17 protein-coding genes and 1 pseudogene are annotated in these 19,508 nt (G+C 40.4%); 5 read left to right on the top strand and 13 right to left on the bottom strand.

What is annotated here, in order from left to right; all coding sequences use genetic code 11:
- The first annotated feature begins 113 nt into the window (after positions 1 to 113).
- Positions 114 to 1,601: a glucose-6-phosphate dehydrogenase gene (gene zwf / locus HMPREF1516_RS09125; RefSeq protein WP_000096113.1), complete on the top strand. Its 1,488-nt coding sequence runs from the start codon at positions 114 to 116 to the stop codon at positions 1,599 to 1,601.
- 44 nt (positions 1,602 to 1,645) lie between these two features.
- Here the strand turns inward: zwf and ftsY are convergent, their stop codons facing one another.
- The 3 genes from ftsY to HMPREF1516_RS09110 are packed head-to-tail and all read right to left on the bottom strand — an operon-like array spanning position 1,646 to position 4,554.
- Positions 1,646 to 2,941 carry a signal recognition particle-docking protein FtsY gene (ftsY, locus tag HMPREF1516_RS09120; RefSeq protein WP_033606391.1) on the bottom strand — a complete coding sequence of 432 codons (1,296 nt, stop codon included), beginning with the start codon at positions 2,939 to 2,941 and terminating at the stop codon, positions 1,646 to 1,648.
- A gap of 3 nt (positions 2,942 to 2,944) precedes the next feature.
- A complete protein-coding gene (locus HMPREF1516_RS09115; protein ID WP_000227643.1) occupies positions 2,945 to 3,763 on the bottom strand; it encodes a Cof-type HAD-IIB family hydrolase in 819 nt (272 codons plus the stop codon).
- Positions 3,763 to 4,554, bottom strand: a complete 792-nt coding sequence (locus tag HMPREF1516_RS09110; protein ID WP_002877833.1) for a Cof-type HAD-IIB family hydrolase — start codon at positions 4,552 to 4,554, stop codon at positions 3,763 to 3,765. The genes HMPREF1516_RS09115 and HMPREF1516_RS09110 overlap by 1 nt, the downstream gene beginning before the upstream one ends.
- 205 nt (positions 4,555 to 4,759) lie before the next feature.
- Between HMPREF1516_RS09110 and HMPREF1516_RS09105 the strand changes: the two genes are divergently transcribed.
- The gene (locus HMPREF1516_RS09105; RefSeq protein WP_000136037.1) at positions 4,760 to 5,455 is read left to right on the top strand and encodes a VIT1/CCC1 transporter family protein; all 696 of its coding nucleotides are present in this window, start codon (positions 4,760 to 4,762) and stop codon (positions 5,453 to 5,455) included.
- Between the two features lie 39 nt (positions 5,456 to 5,494).
- Here the strand turns inward: HMPREF1516_RS09105 and HMPREF1516_RS09100 are convergent, their stop codons facing one another.
- The 5 genes from HMPREF1516_RS09100 to HMPREF1516_RS09080 all read right to left on the bottom strand — a co-directional run bounded on the left by HMPREF1516_RS09100 (position 5,495) and on the right by HMPREF1516_RS09080 (position 11,514).
- A complete protein-coding gene (locus tag HMPREF1516_RS09100; RefSeq protein WP_000489341.1) occupies positions 5,495 to 7,483 on the bottom strand; it encodes an FtsX-like permease family protein in 1,989 nt (662 codons plus the stop codon).
- A 1-nt stretch (position 7,484) separates the two neighbouring features.
- Entirely contained in the window at positions 7,485 to 8,243 is a 759-nt protein-coding gene (locus tag HMPREF1516_RS09095) for an ABC transporter ATP-binding protein (RefSeq protein ID WP_000173377.1), read from the bottom strand.
- A 379-nt stretch (positions 8,244 to 8,622) separates the two neighbouring features.
- Complete coding sequence (locus tag HMPREF1516_RS09090) at positions 8,623 to 8,895, bottom strand: PspC domain-containing protein (RefSeq protein WP_001060204.1); 273 nt, start codon at positions 8,893 to 8,895, stop codon at positions 8,623 to 8,625.
- A 59-nt stretch (positions 8,896 to 8,954) separates the two neighbouring features.
- Complete coding sequence (locus HMPREF1516_RS09085) at positions 8,955 to 9,398, bottom strand: SprT family protein (RefSeq protein ID WP_000778614.1); 444 nt, start codon at positions 9,396 to 9,398, stop codon at positions 8,955 to 8,957.
- Entirely contained in the window at positions 9,385 to 11,514 is a 2,130-nt protein-coding gene (locus tag HMPREF1516_RS09080) for a Tex family protein (protein WP_033606390.1), read from the bottom strand. The genes HMPREF1516_RS09085 and HMPREF1516_RS09080 overlap by 14 nt, the downstream gene beginning before the upstream one ends.
- 136 nt (positions 11,515 to 11,650) lie before the next feature.
- On the opposite strand from HMPREF1516_RS09080, the gene HMPREF1516_RS10190 reads away from it, so the two are divergent.
- From HMPREF1516_RS10190 to HMPREF1516_RS09065, 3 genes are read left to right on the top strand one after another with little or no spacing between them, the layout of a single operon-like run.
- Complete coding sequence (locus HMPREF1516_RS10190; protein WP_007522079.1) at positions 11,651 to 11,782, top strand: SPJ_0845 family protein; 132 nt, start codon at positions 11,651 to 11,653, stop codon at positions 11,780 to 11,782.
- On the top strand, positions 11,783 to 12,688 hold the full coding sequence (locus tag HMPREF1516_RS09070) for a permease (RefSeq protein ID WP_033606389.1): 906 nt from the start codon (positions 11,783 to 11,785) through the stop codon (positions 12,686 to 12,688).
- Positions 12,685 to 13,500 (top strand): TIGR03943 family putative permease subunit, encoded by an 816-nt coding sequence (locus HMPREF1516_RS09065; protein WP_033606388.1) that lies wholly within the window; start codon positions 12,685 to 12,687, stop codon positions 13,498 to 13,500. Before HMPREF1516_RS09070 ends, HMPREF1516_RS09065 begins: the two co-directional genes overlap by 4 nt.
- Before the next feature lie 20 nt (positions 13,501 to 13,520).
- Here the strand turns inward: HMPREF1516_RS09065 and HMPREF1516_RS09060 are convergent, their stop codons facing one another.
- From HMPREF1516_RS09060 to HMPREF1516_RS10085, 5 genes and pseudogenes are all read right to left on the bottom strand, one after another.
- Positions 13,521 to 14,132: a tetratricopeptide repeat protein gene (locus HMPREF1516_RS09060; protein WP_001070706.1), complete on the bottom strand. Its 612-nt coding sequence runs from the start codon at positions 14,130 to 14,132 to the stop codon at positions 13,521 to 13,523.
- 17 nt (positions 14,133 to 14,149) lie between these two features.
- Entirely contained in the window at positions 14,150 to 15,202 is a 1,053-nt protein-coding gene (locus HMPREF1516_RS09055; RefSeq protein WP_000521320.1) for a hypothetical protein, read from the bottom strand.
- A gap of 8 nt (positions 15,203 to 15,210) precedes the next feature.
- Complete coding sequence (locus HMPREF1516_RS09050; RefSeq protein ID WP_033606387.1) at positions 15,211 to 15,984, bottom strand: nucleotidyltransferase domain-containing protein; 774 nt, start codon at positions 15,982 to 15,984, stop codon at positions 15,211 to 15,213.
- A 17-nt stretch (positions 15,985 to 16,001) separates the two neighbouring features.
- A complete protein-coding gene (locus HMPREF1516_RS09045; protein ID WP_033606386.1) occupies positions 16,002 to 19,352 on the bottom strand; it encodes a DEAD/DEAH box helicase family protein in 3,351 nt (1,116 codons plus the stop codon).
- A 28-nt stretch (positions 19,353 to 19,380) separates the two neighbouring features.
- Positions 19,381 to 19,508 (bottom strand): annotated as a pseudogene (locus tag HMPREF1516_RS10085) (restriction endonuclease subunit S); the annotation flags it as partial.

Here is a 19,508-nt window from a genome sequence, read left to right as displayed (position 1 = left end):
TTGCGTATTGGATTTTTGATTTTTTTGAAAATTATGATAAAATAAAAGCTATGACAATGAGAAAATCTCATCCCTAGTCCAACTAGGAAAAAATATAGAAATTAGGTAACTAGATGTCATCAAAGGTTATTGTTACAATTTTCGGTGCGAGTGGAGATTTAGCTAAACGCAAACTCTACCCTTCCCTTTTCAGACTCTATAAATCAGGCAATCTCTCTGAGCATTTTGCTGTTATCGGAACAGCTCGTAGACCTTGGAGTAAGGAATATTTTGAATCTGTAGTTGTCGAGTCCATCCTTGATTTGGCAGATAGTACCGAGCAAGCCCAAGAATTTGCCAGCCACTTCTACTATCAAAGCCATGATGTGAATGATACGGAACATTACATTGCTTTGCGTCAATTACAAGCTGAGCTGAATGAAAAATACCAAGCTGAACACAATAAGCTCTTCTTCTTGTCTATGGCACCTCAGTTCTTTGGAACCATTGCCAAGCACCTCAAATCTGAAAACATTGTCGATGGTAAAGGTTTTGAGCGCTTGATCGTTGAGAAACCATTTGGTACAGACTACGAAACAGCTAGCAAGCTCAATGAAGATCTCCTTGCGGCCTTTGATGAGGAGCAAATCTACCGTATCGACCATTACCTAGGTAAAGAGATGATTCAGAGTATCTTTGCTGTTCGTTTTGCTAACATGATCTTTGAGAATGTTTGGAATCGCGAACACATCGATAATGTTCAGATTACCTTTGCGGAACGTTTGGGTGTTGAAGAACGCGGTGGGTACTACGATCAATCTGGTGCCCTTCGTGATATGGTGCAAAACCATACTCTTCAACTCCTCTCTCTTCTAGCCATGGACAAACCAGCTAGCTTTACAAAAGATGAGATTCGTGCTGAAAAGATAAAGGTCTTTAAAAACCTCTATCATCCAACTGAGGAGGAATTGAAAGAACAGTTTATTCGTGGTCAATATCGCTCTGGTAAAATCGATGGCATGAAATACATTTCCTATCGTAGCGAGCCAAATGTCGACCCAGAATCTACAACAGAAACCTTTGCATCTGGTGCCTTCTTTGTAGACAGCGATCGCTTCCGTGGTGTTCCTTTCTTCTTCCGTACAGGGAAACGTCTGACTGAAAAAGGGACTCATGTCAATATCGTCTTTAAGCAAATGGACTCTATCTTCGGAGAACCATTGGCACCAAATATCTTGACCATATATATCCAACCAACTGAAGGATTCTCTCTCAGCCTAAATGGGAAACAAGTCGGTGAAGAATTTAACCTGGCACCAAGCTCTCTGGATTACCGTACTGACGCTACTGCTACTGGAGCTTCACCAGATCCATACGAGAAATTAATCTACGATGTCTTGAACAACAACTCAACCAATTTTAGCCACTGGGATGAGGTCAGTGCTTCTTGGAAATTGATTGACCGTATTGAAAAACTCTGGGCTGAAAACGGTGCTCCACTTCATGACTATAAAGCTGGAAGCATGGGACCTCAAGCTAGTTTTGACTTACTTGAGAAGTATGGAGCCAAATGGACCTGGCAACCAGATATCGCCTATCTTGAAGATGGCCGTTTAGAATAGCAAAAATATCCTGCAAGATTGACTTGCAGGATATTTATTTTGTATTAAATCAAGCCTTCTAAGAGACCCTTCATAAAGTTTTCTGAGTTAAATTCCCCGATATCATCGATTTTTTCACCGAAACCAATCAATTTTACAGGGATATTGAGTTCTTCGCGGATAGCCAGAACAACACCACCTCGGGCAGTTCCGTCAATTTTTGTCAAAACAATTCCTGTCAATGGAGTTATCTTAGAAAATTCCTTAGCTTGTACCAAGGCATTCTGTCCAGTTGACGCATCAAGTGCCAGGAAGGTTTCATGAGGTGCTTCAGGAACAACACGTTTGATAATGCGACCAATCTTTTCCAACTCGGCCATAAGGTTGTCCTTGTTTTGCAAACGACCTGCTGTATCAATCATGAGAATATCAATCCCTTCAGCTACAGCACGTTCCATCCCATCAAAGACCACACTTGCTGGATCAGCCTTTTCTGGCCCTGTCACAACAGGAACATCAACACGACGGCCCCATTCAGCTAGCTGGGCAACAGCTCCAGCACGGAATGTATCTGCCGCAACCAACATGACCTTCTTGCCAGCTTGTTTGTAGCGATGAGCCAATTTCCCGATAGAAGTTGTTTTCCCAACACCATTAACACCAACAAAGAGCATGACTGTCAAACCATCTTGGAAGTGGATACTTTCATCGTAGTTGCCATCCTTCTCATAGAGTTCAACCAATTTCTCGATAATGACACGACGGAGTGCGTCTGGCTTCTTAGCGTTTTCTAATTTGGCTTCATAACGTAGTTCTTCTGTTAAGTTTGAAGCGACTTGCACACCGACGTCGCTCATGATGAGCAGTTCTTCCAATTCCTCGAAGAATTCTTCATCGACAGAACGGAAGTTGGCAAAGAAGGCATTCAAACGAGCACCGAATCCCGTACGCGTTTTCTTGAGACTGCGGTCATATTTTTCCTGTACGGTTTCTTCAACCTGAGGAGGTTCTTCTTCTACTACTTCAGAAGCTACCCCTTCTTCGAACTCTACAGTTTCTTGGTTCTCTTCTTCTAGAATTTCTTCCGGCTCTTGGATTTGCTCCAATTCATCAGCTTCTAGCTCAGGCTCTTCCTGAGCAGTTTCCTCGACTGCTTCTGGTTCAATAACTTCTTCTGTCGAGACCTGAGGAAGTTCTTCTTGAGCAGGTGTTTCTTCCACTTTGTCCGTCGCTGTTTCTTCGACTGCCGTTTGGTTTTTTTCAACCTCTTCTGACAAATCAAGATTTTCCAGAGCTTCTTTTACAACATCTTCAATTTTCGGCTCTTCTTTTTTTCCGAATAGACGGTCAAATAATCCCATATTCTAGTTCTCCTTTAGCACGTATTCTTCGATAGCCCAGGCAACGGCTTCCTCGTCGTTGGTCATCGGGGTAATCACATTTGCAACCTCCTTAACAGCAGGAACTGCATTTTGCATGGCAACTCCCAGACCTGCCCACTCAATCATGGAAAGGTCATTGGCCTCGTCCCCACAAGCCATGACTTGACTTTGATCGATTCCTAAGTGTTTAATTAATTTCGCTAAACCTGTTGCCTTGTGGACATTTTTCGGCGACCATTCCAATAAGAGTTCACGCGATTTGAAGATTTCATATTGGTCAAACAATTCTGGAGAAATCTGTTGAATCGCTGCATCCAAAGGTTCTTGGGCAAAGGCAGTCACACATTTATTATATGTCATCTGACTAGATAGATTTTCAAAAGCGACAGGTACAAAAGTCAAGGCTGGGTTGAACTTCGCATAGAGACTTTCTTGGTCCGACTGGATTTGATAGACTGTTCCTTCTGAAATGGCATCTAACGGAAGTCCGAGTTTTTCAGTTTCATCGTACAATCGTGCCACATCGTCGATTGAAAAGACCGTTTTATCGAGAATCTCTCCTGTGTTTTTTTGCACTAGACCACCATTAAAGGTGATGGTGTACTCGTCCTCTTGACCGTCAGTCCCTAGCTCATGGAGAAAGAAATCCATAGCCTTTAGAGGACGCCCCGTTGTCAGTACGACCTTGATGCCACGATCACGCGCAGCTTTGAGGACTTCCTTGGTACGATCTGTTAGCTTTTTATCCGTTGTCAGCAAGGTGCCATCCAAGTCCAATGCAATCAATTTAATATCTACCATTATAAGCCCTCCATATAAGCCATCACTGATTGGTCCTTATGGTGGCCAATCACTGCTTCTGCTAATTCTAAAATCTCTGGTCGCGCATTTTCAGGAGCGATTGGGTGCCCAACAACCTGCATCATATGAAGGTCATTGAGATTATCGCCAAATGCCATAACCTGATCCATGGTTAGACTAAGTTTTTTTGCCAACTCAACAATGGCCACACCCTTATCAACGTAGTCCAAGACAATATCGATGGATTCAAAACCTGTGGTCATGGCTTTCACACCAGGAACATTTTCGTTGACCCAGGCCTCTCCAGCTTCTATCGTATCTTCTGTGAAGTTCGTAGTGAATTTAAAAATCTCATCCGTGATATCTTCCAAACGTGCTACTTTTTGAATGTTTTCATTGTAGTGACGGCTAAACATGAGATAGGTCTCATCCACTGTATCCAAAACATAACAAGCTTTTTTCCCAGTCAAGAGCATTTTACTTTCATCAAAATAAGGCGATTTCTTTAAAGCTTCAAAAGTGCTCAAGTAAAAATCCCGAGACATAGTAGCCTCATACATATCCTCACCATGAAACTCAACATAGCTCCCATTTTCAGCTATAAAAATCACTTCATCACGCACATCCGCAAACAACTTTTTCAGGGACAAGATACCGCGACCTGAAGCCACAGCAAAATAAATCCCCTTTTCCTTGTAGGAAACAAGTACGTTTTTGAGGCGTTCCATATCAAACCGACCCTCTCCATCTAGAAAGGTTCCATCCATATCGGTTGCTACAAGTTTAATCATAAAATCCTTCATTCTCCAATTGATAAATCTATCTTCTATTATACCATAGATAAGTTTAAAAAGGTCCAGTACAGTAGGATAGCACTACTTTTTCGGAGAAACTTCAAAGAGCCTAAAAATTAGAATCGTAGAACTTTTTTCAGATAGTTTAAAAAGTTTGTATTCTCCTATTCTTTTCTCTATAATGGAGAGAAAGGAGATGACTATGACAGAAATAAAACATGAAATTGATGCAAACTTTGCAGGCCGACTCAATATCCTACGTGCAGGTGTTCTAGGTGCCAATGATGGGATTATTTCCATCGCTGGGGTCGTTATCGGTGTTGCCAGTGCGACGAGTAATATCTGGATTATCTTTTTATCAGGATTGGCTGCTATCCTCGCTGGTGCTTTTTCTATGGCCGGTGGCGAATATGTCTCTGTATCCACTCAGAAAGACACGGAAGAAGCCGCTGTTGCTAGAGAACAGTTGCTCTTGGATAAGGACATCGAATCTGCAAAACAATCCCTCTATGCTGCCTATCTTCAAAACGGTGAGTGTGAAACGTCCGCCCAACTTTTGACCAACAAGGCCTTTTTAAAAAATCCACTCAAAGCCTTGGTTGAGGAAAAATACGGTATCGAGTACGAAGAATTTACCAATCCTTGGCATGCTGCTATCTCTAGCTTTATTGCCTTTGTACTGGGAAGTCTTCCTCCTATGCTTTCAATCACCGTCTTTCCAAGTGACTATCGTATTCCTGCTACTGTTTTTATCGTGGCCCTTTCCCTTCTCGTCACTGGCTATACCAGTGCTAAACTAGGCAAGGCTCCTACGAAAACAGCTATGATCCGCAACCTCTGTATCGGACTTCTGACCATGGGCGTAACCTTCCTCTTGGGACAACTCTTTAGCATTTAAAATAAAAGAAATACCTCGACAATCATCGAGGTATCTTTTTTACATTTGCACAATCTTGCGATAGCTTCTTGAGGTAATCATAAAAATCAAAACGTAGACGATGAGGAAGATCGCACAGATGGACAGAGTGACAGTCAGCATCATGGTTGCATCTAGCACCCCAATGACTTTTAGGATGAGACTAAGCATATGATAGGCAAAGGCAAGGTGTAGGAAGGCAAAGAGCAATGGGAGGAAGAAAACAGTTAGCACCTGTTTATTGATGGTTTGCTTGATTTGCTTTTGATCGAGACCGACTTTTTGCAAAATAATAAAGCGTTCACGGTCTTCATAGCCTTCAGAGATTTGTTTGTAGTAGATGACAAGAACTGTTCCCACCATAAAGATGATAGAGAGGAAGATACCGATGAAGAAGACTCCACCAAAGAGAGCACTCATCTGCGCACTGCTATCAGCTAGATTGCTTCCGTAAACATAGCTTCCTTCTTTGCTTAATTCTCTATTAAAATCACCAAGGAATTTTGAATAGTCGTTGGCAAGTTTGAGTTGCTCTTCCTCACTAGCTGTTACATTCATACCACCGTAGTATTGATTAAAGATGGAAGAATTAGGATGCTGGTCAAGAAAGACTTGTAGGTCAGGAACAACCAGATAGTTATAGTCCGAAGTTAGAATATTGTACTGATTTGGGACATGTTCAAGAATAAAATCTTTTTTGATTTCTTCTTTGATCGTGTAGGTCTGGTTATTTAGAGTCAGTTCTTTCTGTCCTTGAAGTTCTTTGTTTTTAGTAAACAATCCAACTTCCTTTCCTGAAAGTGCGAGTTTTTGCCCCGTCATATTCTCATAGTCTTTTTGGTCAAAGACCATAAAAACAGTTTTCGGTTGAACACGGTTTTGACCTTTGTCAAAGATTGTTAATTTCGTACCTTCTTGGTTTGCTACACCAAAGCTACTGTATGTAAGAACTTCTTTCTTTGTAACAGTCAATCCCTTATCACTAGCATACTGGTCTAGGAGTTTATTTATGTCTTCTTTTTCAATATTCTGTCCTGTAATTCCAAAATCATGTGGATTCATGACTTTCTTGAAAGTTTCAGAGCCTTTAAAGATACTCGTTGCAGCAGACATTGTCACCAAGACCATGGTTGAAAGAATAGCAATCGTCGCCAAACCAACCGCATTTTTCTTCATACGAAAAATGAGATTGGATACGGAAATCATGTTGTTAGGTTGGTAATAGTAACGCTTGTTTTTCTTCAAGATTTGTAGGAAAACTGTGATCCCTGCATTGAAGAGAAGATAAGTTCCCAAAATTACCAACAAGACTGCTACGAAGAAAATCAGAACAGCAGAAAGTGGATTTTCAACTGTAACCGCTAGGTAATAACCAGCTCCCAAACTGATTAGACCTAGAATGGTTTGAAGACCTAAGAAACGTCCTTTTTTCTCACCACTGGCTTTTTCACGAGAGAGCTGAAGGGCATTCATGCGTGCGATGCGAAAGGCATTGATAAAAATCAAACCTAGGAAGATAGCTCCAAAGACGATGAGAACTAGGATAAAGACAATTGGTTGGAAAGTAGAAACGAGCTCCACTTTCATCTTCATCAGCTTTAGAAGAAGGGCAAAGATTAGCTTATCAAAGAGAGCTCCTAGACCGAGACCAGCTGTCAAGGTTAAGGAACCAAAAATAAGAAGCTCCTTAAAAACCATACTGATCAAATGGCGCTTTTCAAGACCCAGCATACCATATACACCCAGCTCCTTGGAGCGGTTCTTCATGACAAAACTATTGGCATAAAGGACAATAATCCCTGAAGCGATGGTAACAACCACCATACCGAGAGCAAGGGTCATAGAGATAGTTTCTCCCCCTCGTATCTTGCCAATGTTAGGATTAAGTGACAGTGAGTAAAAGAGATAGGTGATGGTCACTGCTAAGAGAACAGCAAGGGCAAAGGGATAGTAGAGTTTGCGGTTTTTAATCAAGTTGGATACCGCTAACTTATTGGTTAATCGGAACATACTAATTCACCTCGCTTGCCATAACAGTCAAAGTGTCAGAGATTTCTTGGAACATCTGACGCTCTGTCTTGTCTCCACGGTAGATTTGGTTGTAAAGAATACCGTCTTTGATAAAGAGTACACGCTTGGCCCTACTTGCTGCTGCCGTTGAGTGGGTTACCATCAGAATAGTTTGACCGCGTTCATTGATTTCATCAAAAACATCTAGAAGAGCTGCAGATGACTTGGAGTCAAGAGCTCCTGTTGGCTCATCCGCAAGGAGAATTTCAGGTTCAGTGATGATGGCGCGTGCTACTGCTACCCGCTGCTTTTGACCACCTGAGATCTCGTAAGGGTACTTCTCTTGCAATTGGTTAATGCCCAAATTTTCAGCTGTCACTACCAATTTCTTCATCATCTCAGTGATGGATCTCCTTGATAAAACTAGAGGAAGCAAGATATTGTCTTTGACAGACAGGGTATCTAGCAAGTTAAAGTCTTGGAAGACAAATCCCAACTTCTCACGACGGAAGCTGGAAGCCCGTGAGTTTTTAATGGTGGCTGTGTCTACTCCGTTCAAGTAAACTTGACCACGAGTTGGCTTATCCAGCATAGCTAGGATGTTGAGCAGGGTTGATTTCCCAGAACCAGACTCTCCCATGATGGCAACGTAGTCACCCTTTTCTACGGTAAAGTGAATATCTTTGAGAGCCTCTACTTGGTTGCCTTGGAAGCGTGTTTTGTAGATTTTTTGAACGTGTTTTACATCTAAAAGTGTCATGATTTTCTCCTTCTTAATATCCCATCATTTGAAACTGCGCTTGCATCATAGCGCATCCCAGTTGAACACGCTCGATATCTTTTTGACTTGGTTTTCTTGTTTTCTTTTGTAAGATTCTTTTCATGGTTTTACTCCTTTGTTCTTTATGAGTCTAGTTTATCGCAAAAAAAGAGGTCTTGCCATAACCTAACCTTACAAAAGAGACTTTAATCTTACATTTTTGTAAGATTAAAAAAAACAAGCAATTTCGCTATCAATATTTTACCATAAAAGAAAGGCGAGAAGAAAACCCTTGCGGATGCAAGGGTAAAGGTTCACTTCTTTTTCTGATGACTTTGAGAAATAAGGAAAATGTCTATAAACTATTTTCAAAACTGACTCACCAAAACCGTCCATCATTATCATCAATGGCCTCGGCTTCCTTGCGTTTGCGTGGTCCTGTTCCATACATTTCTGCTTCAATCTCTTCCTTAGTTGGCAGAATAGAGGCTAGGATGATGTAGATAATCACGCCAATCCCAAAATTTGATATGGTAAAAATGGCAAAGAGAAAGCGGACTAGAGTTACATCAAAATTCCACTTGTCTGATAGACCAGCTAAAACTCCCGACACCATACTATTTCGTTTCATTTTATAAAATTTGTTATTCATGATATGTTCCTCTTTCGGTATTCTTACAGGTAGTATAGCATGAAACAGGGGCACAAACATCAGTCCTTAGGCCGATTTAAGATGACGAGTTTACCACGGCAGACGCCACAGCGATAGCGTTTCGTGTCAATCTTCCTCTTTCGTTGATAGGATTGCTGGCAGGATTGGCACTGATAGACTAGGTAGGTACTTTGGTCTTTCAAAGGGGGAACAAAGCGCAGCCCATCCACTTCTTTCAAAAGTTTTTTAAAATCTCGGTCCTTATGTCGATATCCTTTTTTCTGAAAATAAAGGTGATAGTGACAGAGTTCATGGCGCACGATTTTGCGAAAGACTTCCAAACCTAGTTCATTATAAACCTTGGGATTAAAGTCCAAATGCCCATCCTTGGGGAAAAATCGTCCACCTGTCGTTCGCAGACGAGAATTCCACTGGGCTTGGTGGGTAAAAGGTCTACCAAAGTCTTCGAGGGAAACAGACTGAACGTACTCAGTCAGTTTCATCTGGAGCTAAGAGCGACAGATTGACTTTTTCACGTTCGGTATCGATTTTCTTGACCCAAACCGTTACCAAATCTCCGACTGATACCACTTGACTAGGATGTTTGATAAATTTACGACTCATATGAGAAATATGAATTAAACCGTCCTCGTGAATCCCAATATCAACGAATGCACCGAAATCAACAACATTACGCACCACACCTTCTAGCTTCTGGCCGACTTTTAAGTCCTTGATATCCAGTACATCTTGACGGAGAACAGGTGCATCAAAAGAATCACGGAAGTCTCGACCTGGTTTGAGAAGGTCGGAAATGATATCTTTAAGCGTTTCTGGTCCAAGATCCAGTTCTTGCGCCATCTCCTTGACTGATAGGGACTTAAGCTTATTTTGTGCTTCTTCATTCAAGTCCTTGATATCCAAGCGTTTGAAGAGCTCCTTAACCGCAGCATAGTTTTCTGGGTGAACTCCTGTATTATCAAGGATATTGCTACTTTCCGGGATACGGAGGAAACCTGCAGCCTGCTCAAAGGCTTTAGCTCCCAGGCGAGGAACTTTCTTAATTTGAGCGCGTGAAGTGATTTTTCCTTCTTCTTCACGGTATTTTACGATATTTTCAGAGATAGTTTTATTGAGTCCAGCTACGTGGGAAAGAAGAGCTGGGCTAGCTGTATTGACATTGACGCCAACCTGGTTAACCACGGTATCAACTACAAAGTCCAGACTTTCAGACAGTTTCTTCTGACTGACATCGTGCTGGTATTGCCCGACACCGATTGACTTGGGATCAATTTTGACCAATTCGGCAAGCGGATCTTGCAAACGTCGAGCGATAGAGATAGCAGAGCGTTTTTCAACAGTTAATTCTGGAAACTCCTGACGAGCAAGTTCACTAGCAGAGTAGACAGAAGCGCCACTTTCATTGACGATAACATAGCTAACTTCTGGAAAATCTTTCAGAACTTCCGCCACAAAGGCTTCACTTTCACGACTGGCAGTTCCATTTCCGATAGCAATAATTTCTACACTGTATTGACCAATCAAGTCTGCCAAATCTTTCTTGGCTTCTTCAATTTGACGAGCTGATGCTGGTTTTACTGGATAAATGACTTGGGTCGTCAGCATTTTACCCGTCGTATCAACGACAGCTAGCTTGGCGCCTGTACGAAAGGCGGGGTCAAATCCTAGAACCACGCGCCCTTTCAGCGGAGCAACCAATAGGAGATTGCGCAGGTTGTCAGAAAAGAGTTGGATAGCTCCTTCTTCTGCTTTCTCAGTTAACTCTGTCCTAATGCGTCGTTCGATAGCAGGCAAGACTTTTTTCTTAACTGACTGTTGAACAACTTCATCTATATAGGCATTTTTCACCTTGAAACGGGCAGCAAAGAAAGCTAGAATACGATCTGTCGCGTGCTCAAAACCGACTTTTAAGACGCCTAGCTTCTCCCCACGGTTGAGAGCCAAGGTACGATAGCCCTGCATGTTGCCAACAGTCTCTGAGAATTCGTAATAAATCTGAAAAACTTGTTTTTCATCAAGACTTTCATCTTTGACTTGCGAAGTGATTTTAGAGTGTCTCAGCACTTCCTGATAGGTCATAGCACGTAGATTGACATCTTCAGATAGGGCTTCTACCAAGATATCAACTGCACCAGCCAAAGCTTCTTGACCAGTTGCAAATCCTTCACAGACAAACTTCTCAGCTTCTTTCTCTAGGCCAGTTACATTTTGCAAAATCAAGCGAGCAAGAGGAAAGAGTCCAGCTTCACGGGCAATGGTTGCCTTGGTCCGACGTTTTTCCTTATAAGGAAGATAGAGTTCTTCTACGTCTGCTAATTTTTCAGCTGCCAAAATAGCTTCTTCCAAGTCCTTTGTTAACTTGCCTTGTTCTTGAATCTTAGCCAAGACAGCTTCCTTGCGGTCATTGAGATTAGTCAGGCTTTTATCCAAGTCGATAATGGCCTTAATCGCCACTTCATCCAGACTACCAGTCATATCCTTCCGATAACGTGCTATAAAGGGAATCGTCGCCCCTTCGGCAGTTAAACTTAGAACGGTATCGATTTGCTTTAACGTTACACCCAAATCTTGGGAGATTTTTTCATATTTTTTATCCATAAACCTATTATACCATAAGGGAGAAGGCTTGTTTCACCTTACCTGTTTTTACCTCTTTGATAATCAAAATAAAAATAATCCCTTTTCCGCAAAATAATAGTATAATAGAGGTAGAATTTAGAAAAGAGGTAGGCCCATGGCTGTTAAATTTACAAAAACTGATGACTTGGACAAGATGTTTGAAGAATTTGCCAAACTTCCTGACTTAACACAGGTCACTTTCCCAAATGACAAAGATAAAAAAGAAAAAGTTGAGAAGAAAAAATAGATGGCAATTTTCCAATCTCTTCCTCCAAGTGTATTACAAGCGGGAGCTATTTTTCTCTCCATCATCATCGAAGCCCTTCCTTTTGTCTTGATTGGTAGTATTATTTCCGGCTGGATTGAAGTCTACATCACACCAGATAAAGTCACTGAGTTTCTCCCTCGCAATCGTTGGGGGAGAATCTTTTTTGGTACCTTCATTGGCTTTCTCTTCCCATCCTGCGAGTGTGGAATCGTTCCGATTATTAATCGTTTTTTGGAAAAGAAAGTCCCCAGCTACACGGCCGTTCCCTTTCTGGTGACTGCTCCGATCATCAATCCCATCGTTCTTTTCGCCACTTATTCTGCCTTTGGCAATTCCTTAAAAATTACCATCTTGCGAGCTCTGGGAGCTATTGTGATTGCTTTGGTTCTGGGGATTTTCCTAGGATTTTTCTGGAAGGAACCCATTCAAAAAGAGAATCCTATTGCTTGTCATGAACATGACTTTTCACACTTGAGTCCCTCTAGAAAGGTCTTTCAGGTCTTTATACAAGCTATTGACGAATTTTTCGATATGGGGCGTTACTTGGTCTTTGGCTGTCTCTTTGCAGCCATCGTGCAGGTCTATGTCCCGACTCGGATTCTGACCTCTATCAGCGCAAGTCCAATACTTGCGATTCTCTTGCTCATGTTTCTAGCCTTTCTCCTCTCTCTTTGTAGCGAGGCGGACGCCTTTATCGGTGCTTCTCTCCTCTCGAGCTTCGGCCTAGCGCCAGTCCTTGCCTTTCTGGTCATTGGCCCCATGCTTGATATCAAAAATCTTCTCATGATGAAACACTATCTCAAAGCGCGCTTCATCTGGCAATTCATGGGCATCGTGACAGTGCTTGTCTTGCTTTATTCTTACATGATAGGAGTGATGCTATGATCCGATTTTTCATTTTACTTGGTTATTTTGCCCTAACTCTGTATCTGCAGCTATCTGGCAAGCTCAGTCACTACATCAACCTCCACTATTCCTATCTAGTCTATATCTCCATGCTCCTTTCTCTTCTGTTGGCTCTGGTCCAATTCTACATCTGGATCAAGAAAATCAACTCTCACAGCCATATGGAAAGTCGTCGAGCTAGACAAATCAGCATCCTGTTACTGTCACTACCTCTCTTGATTGGAGTTGCCTTTCCGACAGTAAGTTTGGACTCAAGAACCGTATCTGCCAAAGGCTATCATTTCCCACTTGCTGAGGGAATCGATACAGCTATTCAGGCAAGCGAAGGAACATCCAGTCAATACCTCAAACCCGATACCAGTACCTATTTTTCCAAATCTGCTTATGAAAAGGAAATGAGGACTACAGCAGATAAATACCTCTCCCAGCCAACCATTCAAGTTACAGATGAAAACTATCTGGAGGTCATGGAAGTTCTCTATGACTATCCTCAAGAGTTTGAAGGAAAGAAAATTGAGTTTACAGGCTTTGTCTATAACGATCCTAGCCATCCAGATAGCCAGTTCCTCTTTCGCTTTGGGATCATCCACTGTATCGCAGACTCTGGTGTGTATGGACTCTTGACCAAGGGAAACTCACGCCAGTATCCTGACAATACCTGGATTACCGCTAGGGGAACCCTGACACTCCACTACCATAAAGAACTCAAACAAAAACTCCCAACACTAGAGGTTGAGAGTTTCACAAAAGTAGACAAACCAGAAAATCCTTATGTATATCGCGTGTTTTAATAAAAAGTAGCCTTTTCAGGCTACTTTTTATTATTTAGCAATTTTCTAACCTCTTGAGCACCAATCTGATCGCCTGCCTTTTCAAAAAGAGCGATAGCTTGTAAAAAATTTTCATGTGATTCTTCAGGATTTTGTATCGAACCAATCTCTCCTAAACCTCTATAGGCACAAGCTTGGGCAATCAAATCATCTGTTTGCAAAGCTTGTTTTAAGGACTGTTCCATATACATGAATGCTTCTGCTACTTTCCCTAGCTTTAATCGTAAATAACCTTGCTCATAATTGTTAACAGAAGATTTGAGGGTATCCTCTGTAAAAGCTTCTTCAATGACTTTTTGCTCTCTTTCGATATAGAAAAGGGCCGTTTGAAATTCATTCATTTCACGATAAACCATGGCTAACTGATGATAGCCTATATGTTCATTTTCTGGATCACTTTTAGTTCGTGCTAAGTCAATGAAACGCTGATAGATACTTAAGCACTCGTTGTATTTTTGCTCTTCAAGATAGATATAACCCATTAAATTTAATAAACTAAAATTAGTGCAAGTTTCCAAAGAAAAATCAGCTTCAACTAATTTTTTAGCCTCTTCAATTTTGCCCTCAAACAATAATTCCCATGCTTGATTCATGCTTATTCTCCTGCATCTTACGTTGTATAGAAATCTATTGATAAATCGCTATCAGACTTATATTTTTTCCAAGCTAAACTGAAGCCATAATAATCTTCAAATTCAGGGTGCCAGTCATAATAAAGTGGGATACGACTATATTTTCTTGCAACAACTTCGTCTTCAAATTCTGGAGATTCCCCTGCAGTAATACCAAATTGAAGACCATTTAGTTCCCAGCTATTGCCCCAAACATTTTCATCCGAGAGAACATCGATCCATCTAGAAGCATCAATATCAAAATCTGCACATAATTCCAGTTCATAGAATCTTCTACAGTTAATCTCTAAAGGCTTAATATAAAACGCACCTTCTACTTGGTACTTTTTATCTCTGACTTGAATCTGTGTGATTTTCATTGGAATCGGAACTCCATTTAATTCTAACCAGAAATAGCCTAAGGGAGTTTTGATACTATAATATGTTTGCTGAGTGACAGGTTTAGCATTTTTAGAGCAAGCATCAAGAATTCTTCCAAGCTTAATTAAATTTCTACAAACGATTTTTGAAGTGTGTGGGTCGAAATGTGAATACCTACGGGTGACTCGTTTTAACTTTTCAACAGGAAAAGTGATATCCTTTGGTAGAGCATGATACTTCTGTACAACTAGAGCAGTTTTTTCAGTATTTTCCTTCCCCACTGGGACAACTACAGCATGCCTAATATGGATATTTGGGTCATCGCAGATATAAGTATAGCCATTCCCTCCCTCCTGAAACTCAACAACAACGAGATTTAGCTCTTGATTCGGATCAAAGAGAGGCTCAACCTGTTCTGCTTCTTGGCGCTCATAAAAAGTAAAGCGTTCCCTATCCCCGTCTTCGCCAAAAACCATGAAACTACCACACTCAGGGCACTTCCACATATAAAAGGATGCTTCAGAAATATCATCATAAGAAATTTTATTATGGTCGTCAGCTTTATTTATGATTTCTTCAAACAACTCATCCGAATAAACTGAATAAGCATTTGGATCGGGCGCTCGGTGGTCGTTCATTGCTTGCCCGCATCTACATGTCCATTTACCCATAAATAACCTCAGTCGTGGCCTAATTCTTCAAGGAAAAATTGATTTAGGGTTTCCCACTCTTTTTTCTTCTCAGTAACGTTTTGGATGTAAACATCGAGCTCTTGGATATTATCTAAAATATAATCTTGAATTGGCTTTATAGGCTCAATTTCCATACCTTCAGGTCCCTTTACCTTGATATCAAGCAATCTTGACACATGCTCCTTCATTTGAGACGGTAATAATTCTTTGACCAAATCATCAAATAAAATCGGCGGAATAGAATGGTATTTTTCAATCCAACGACAAGCCCAAATGGGACGCAGCGCATAGAAATACTTTTTAGGTTTGACCTTGTCTCCTGAAAGATACTTATTCATTTGAGTTCTAGCAGTGTTCAAGTAATGGTAAAGCATTTTTTTCTCTGAAAAATACTGGTTCGCAAGAGGACGTATGCGCTCGATAAAATCCGTTTGTTGATAAACAATTGGTGACTGTAACCATTCAAACAATGTTGGATTTGACTTATAAAGGAGTTTTAAAGTTTTGTCTAAATCCCAGCCGCTCACATCCCAAGTATCGTCAATTGGTAACTCGATAACATCTCGCTGTTCATTCAAACGGAGATAAAAATCTCGCTTGTGTTTGTAGATAAACCGTACATCAAAGTCACTGTCTGGAGACTCAAATCCCCAAGCACGACTACCAGACTCAATAGCCCACAAAACTTTGACATCGTAATCACGCTCAATTTCTACTAATTTTTCTGGTACCAGAACATTCATTTCATCTTGCGTTTGCATTTACAACCTCTTATTATTTACGCTGCTTCTCCAGCTCGATCATTAATGAGTTCAATTGTTTGGACAATATTACGAAGTATAGGGAGTTGGTGTTGAAAGAGTAGTTGAACTGAACCATACGATTTAAACGGCTCTTGTGTTAAAACTTTAGTCTCCAAGCAACCATTTTCTACAATGTAATCTACAATCAATTTCACAAAGGAAATCTGCTTGGCATTGAGACTCTCATCCGATAAAAATTTAGAAAAAACTTGATTGGCAGCCTCTCTATCTAAACCAATAATCTCACGAACCAATCTAGGAATTGCCTTATTTTCATAATGTTGTTGGTAATCTGACTTGCTACCTAATTTTTCCCATAGCAATGTTTCAAGTGCAAGTAAATCTTGAGAGGTCAATTTTTCATTATGGTATAACTTAGAAATTGCTTCATCATCTAGATGAGTTTTCAAATAATGTTCAACTTTTTCATTATAAGATCGCAGGTCATTGACTTGTAAATATGGCTTAGTATCATGGACAGTGGAAAGAATGTGATCATCAAAATTGACATAATAGACTTTTCGGCTCGTTTTATCTAAGAATTGCAATAAATCTCTTAGAGAAAGGCGGATTTTTTCAAGTTCAGACAAACTAACTTCTTCCCAAAATTCAGGTTCTTGTACTTTCCTGATAATTTCAGCCTGTGCAAAAACTTGTGGTATATTGCCAACCTTAGCAAGGGCTTTAGCTGTTTTCATAACTTGAGATATATGGACAGTTGCTGGCTTAGCCAACAGTTGTCCTAACTGTATCTGAAACAGCCATAAATCAAATCGTCTCGCCATCTCGTCTTCTTTATTTTCTTCAAATAGAATCGGAGAAAGATCTTTCTGGATTGTTTCACTTGTGACGGTCGTTAGATTTTGCCAATTTTCCAACTTTCTGTAAGTATAAACTGTATCTAAGACCATACGAACCCTAAAGTCTAACTCATTTAAGCTCACCATACGTTCATGAAGTTCTGAGACGAGTTGCTGACGGTATTCTCTAGCAAACTGATTATCTTGATAATGAAGCCCCTGCAGTTCTCGAATCAAGTCCACTTTGATGTTAAACAAACGTTGAGTCAGAGAAACAATGTGACGGCCATCTCCTTCTCTTGGATCAGCTTTGAAATATTCAAAATTATCACCATAATCAAATACCAAGAAATTTTCCTTATCCTGCTCAGGTCCGAATAAATCTTTACAAAGACGGGTTCCACGACCAATCATCTGCCAAAACTTAGTTTTAGAGCGCACTTTCTTGAAAAAGATTAAATTAACAACCTCTGGTACATCAATACCTGTATCCAACATATCAACAGAAATTGCAATTTGAGGGTATTTCTCCTTAATTTTAAAATCATCAATTAAGGTTTGATAATGCTTAATGCTATAATCAATCACTTGAGCATAATCGCTTCCTTTTTCAGGATAGCGTTCGTTAAAAATATCTCTGATATATTCAGCGTGTCGATGGTTTTTAGCAAAGATAATGGTTTTACCAATTTCGTCACCTGAAGCTGTCTGAATTCCTCTTGTCATTAGTTCATCTAGAACAATTTTGACTGTTTTTCTATTGAAAATAGAGGTATTAAAATCCTCAGGATCAATATCTTTCTCAGAACTACCATCTTCAAATTGGCTATCAAAATATTCTTTTTCGTCTTGGGATAAATCATCGTAATGTAGACCATCCGTTGGTAGTTTTAACTTAGTTTCAATCGAATGATAAGCTACTAAATAACCATCTTTTACAGCCTCTTCCAAATCGTATGCGTATGTTGGAACACCATTCTCCAAGTTAAAGAAACTATAGGTATTTTTATCCAAATCTTGACGCGGAGTGGCAGTTAATCCTACAATCCTTGCATCAAAATAATCAAAAATTGATTTGTATTTCTGATAAATAGAACGGTGAGACTCGTCAATTATGATGAGATCAAAGTGCCCAACAGTGAAGGGGCGTTGATTTACTTCTTCTTGATCACTGATCGCTCCTATCATAGTCGGATAGGTTGAAAAAACCATACGACTAGATCGAGCACTATCTTTATCTTCTAAGAAATTACAAACCGAAAGATCTGGAAGTAATTTCCTAAACGAATCATAAGCTTGCTTAACTAGGGAAGTTCTATCAGCTAAAAAAAGAACATTTTTTACCCAGTTATGACGCGAAAGGATATCAACTAGGGAAACCGCTGTACGGGTTTTCCCAGACCCAGTTGCCATGACCAAGAGTGCCTGTCTCCGATTATTGGAGAATGCTTCACAGACACTTGTAATCGCATGTTTCTGATAATAACGTCCAGAAATGTCGTCCCTAATTTTGCTAGAAATATCCTCGAGTGGTTTTTGCAAGTGACGTCTGTCCATCAACAGTTGCAACTCTTCTTGAGAGTAGAACCCTGCAATCTGGCGACGATTAACACCATCAAGTATGTAGTGCTTTAAACCATTGGTAATAAAGCAAATTGGCCGATAGCCGATTTGTTTCTCAAGAACTTCAGCATATTCCTTGACCTGCACCTCCCCTACTTCTGGATTTACAGATGCCTTTTTAGCTTCAACAATTGCTAGAACTTTCCCATTTTTGCCATAAAGGACATAGTCACAGTATCCAGTTCCTGTACCATGCTTCAAACCATGAACGGCTACCTCAACACAACAGTTTTCCTCAAATGTCCAACCTGCTAAACGGAGATCGATATCTATAAAGAGTTTTCTTGTCTCTGATTCAGATAGTTGATCGATATGGAAAGATACATCTTGCCGTAGAGCTGCTGTTTCACGTTTTTCAGTATAAGTCTCTTGAACAGCCAATGACTGACTAGCCATCTGTTCATCGAAATCAGGAAGATCTGACAAACTGTTTTGTAATTTCGCCATAGATTGTGGCGTTTCTCGAAACTTGATGTTTGCTGAAAGTGGCAATAATTGCTCGTCGAAATAACGCTCCACGAACTCGTTACTGTAGCAATAATCAATAAAATTGACAAACTGATACAAATGATGCAAAGCCAAAATCGCTTCTCGTTCCTTAATTTCTCCACCATGTGCAGCATGATTTCCCCATCGAATTAAAAGAACAATCTGCCTATGGAGCTCAGGATCCACAATCTCTCTAAAATCATCATCCCATACCAAAGAAGATAAGGTAGCACGATAGGGAGCTTCTAAATATGAATCGTGACTATATATCCAATGAACAGCCTGCTCCAAAGCACGGCGTGCCATAAAAGCAGTAGCTACAGTAGATGTCGCGATCATTTTCTCAGCTTCTATACAAGGCTTTGAAAAAGATTCATACTCTTCGTTATTTAAAAGAAAATCAAAATTTCCCATTTTTCTCTCACTTTGAATAAATAGATAGCTATATTATACTAGATTTCAAGCTATTTCTCCACAGTTTTATAACTATCCCACAAGCAAATTGTGATTTGTCGACTTGAGCCACAAAGTCTGCGAATTCGTTTTGGAGGGAAAGAGGGGGGAGGGGGA

The organism is Streptococcus sp. CM6 (assembly GCF_000526095.1).
GTDB classification, from domain to species: domain Bacteria; phylum Bacillota; class Bacilli; order Lactobacillales; family Streptococcaceae; genus Streptococcus; species Streptococcus oralis_BW.
This window is presented reverse-complemented; position numbering and strand designations above follow the sequence as displayed.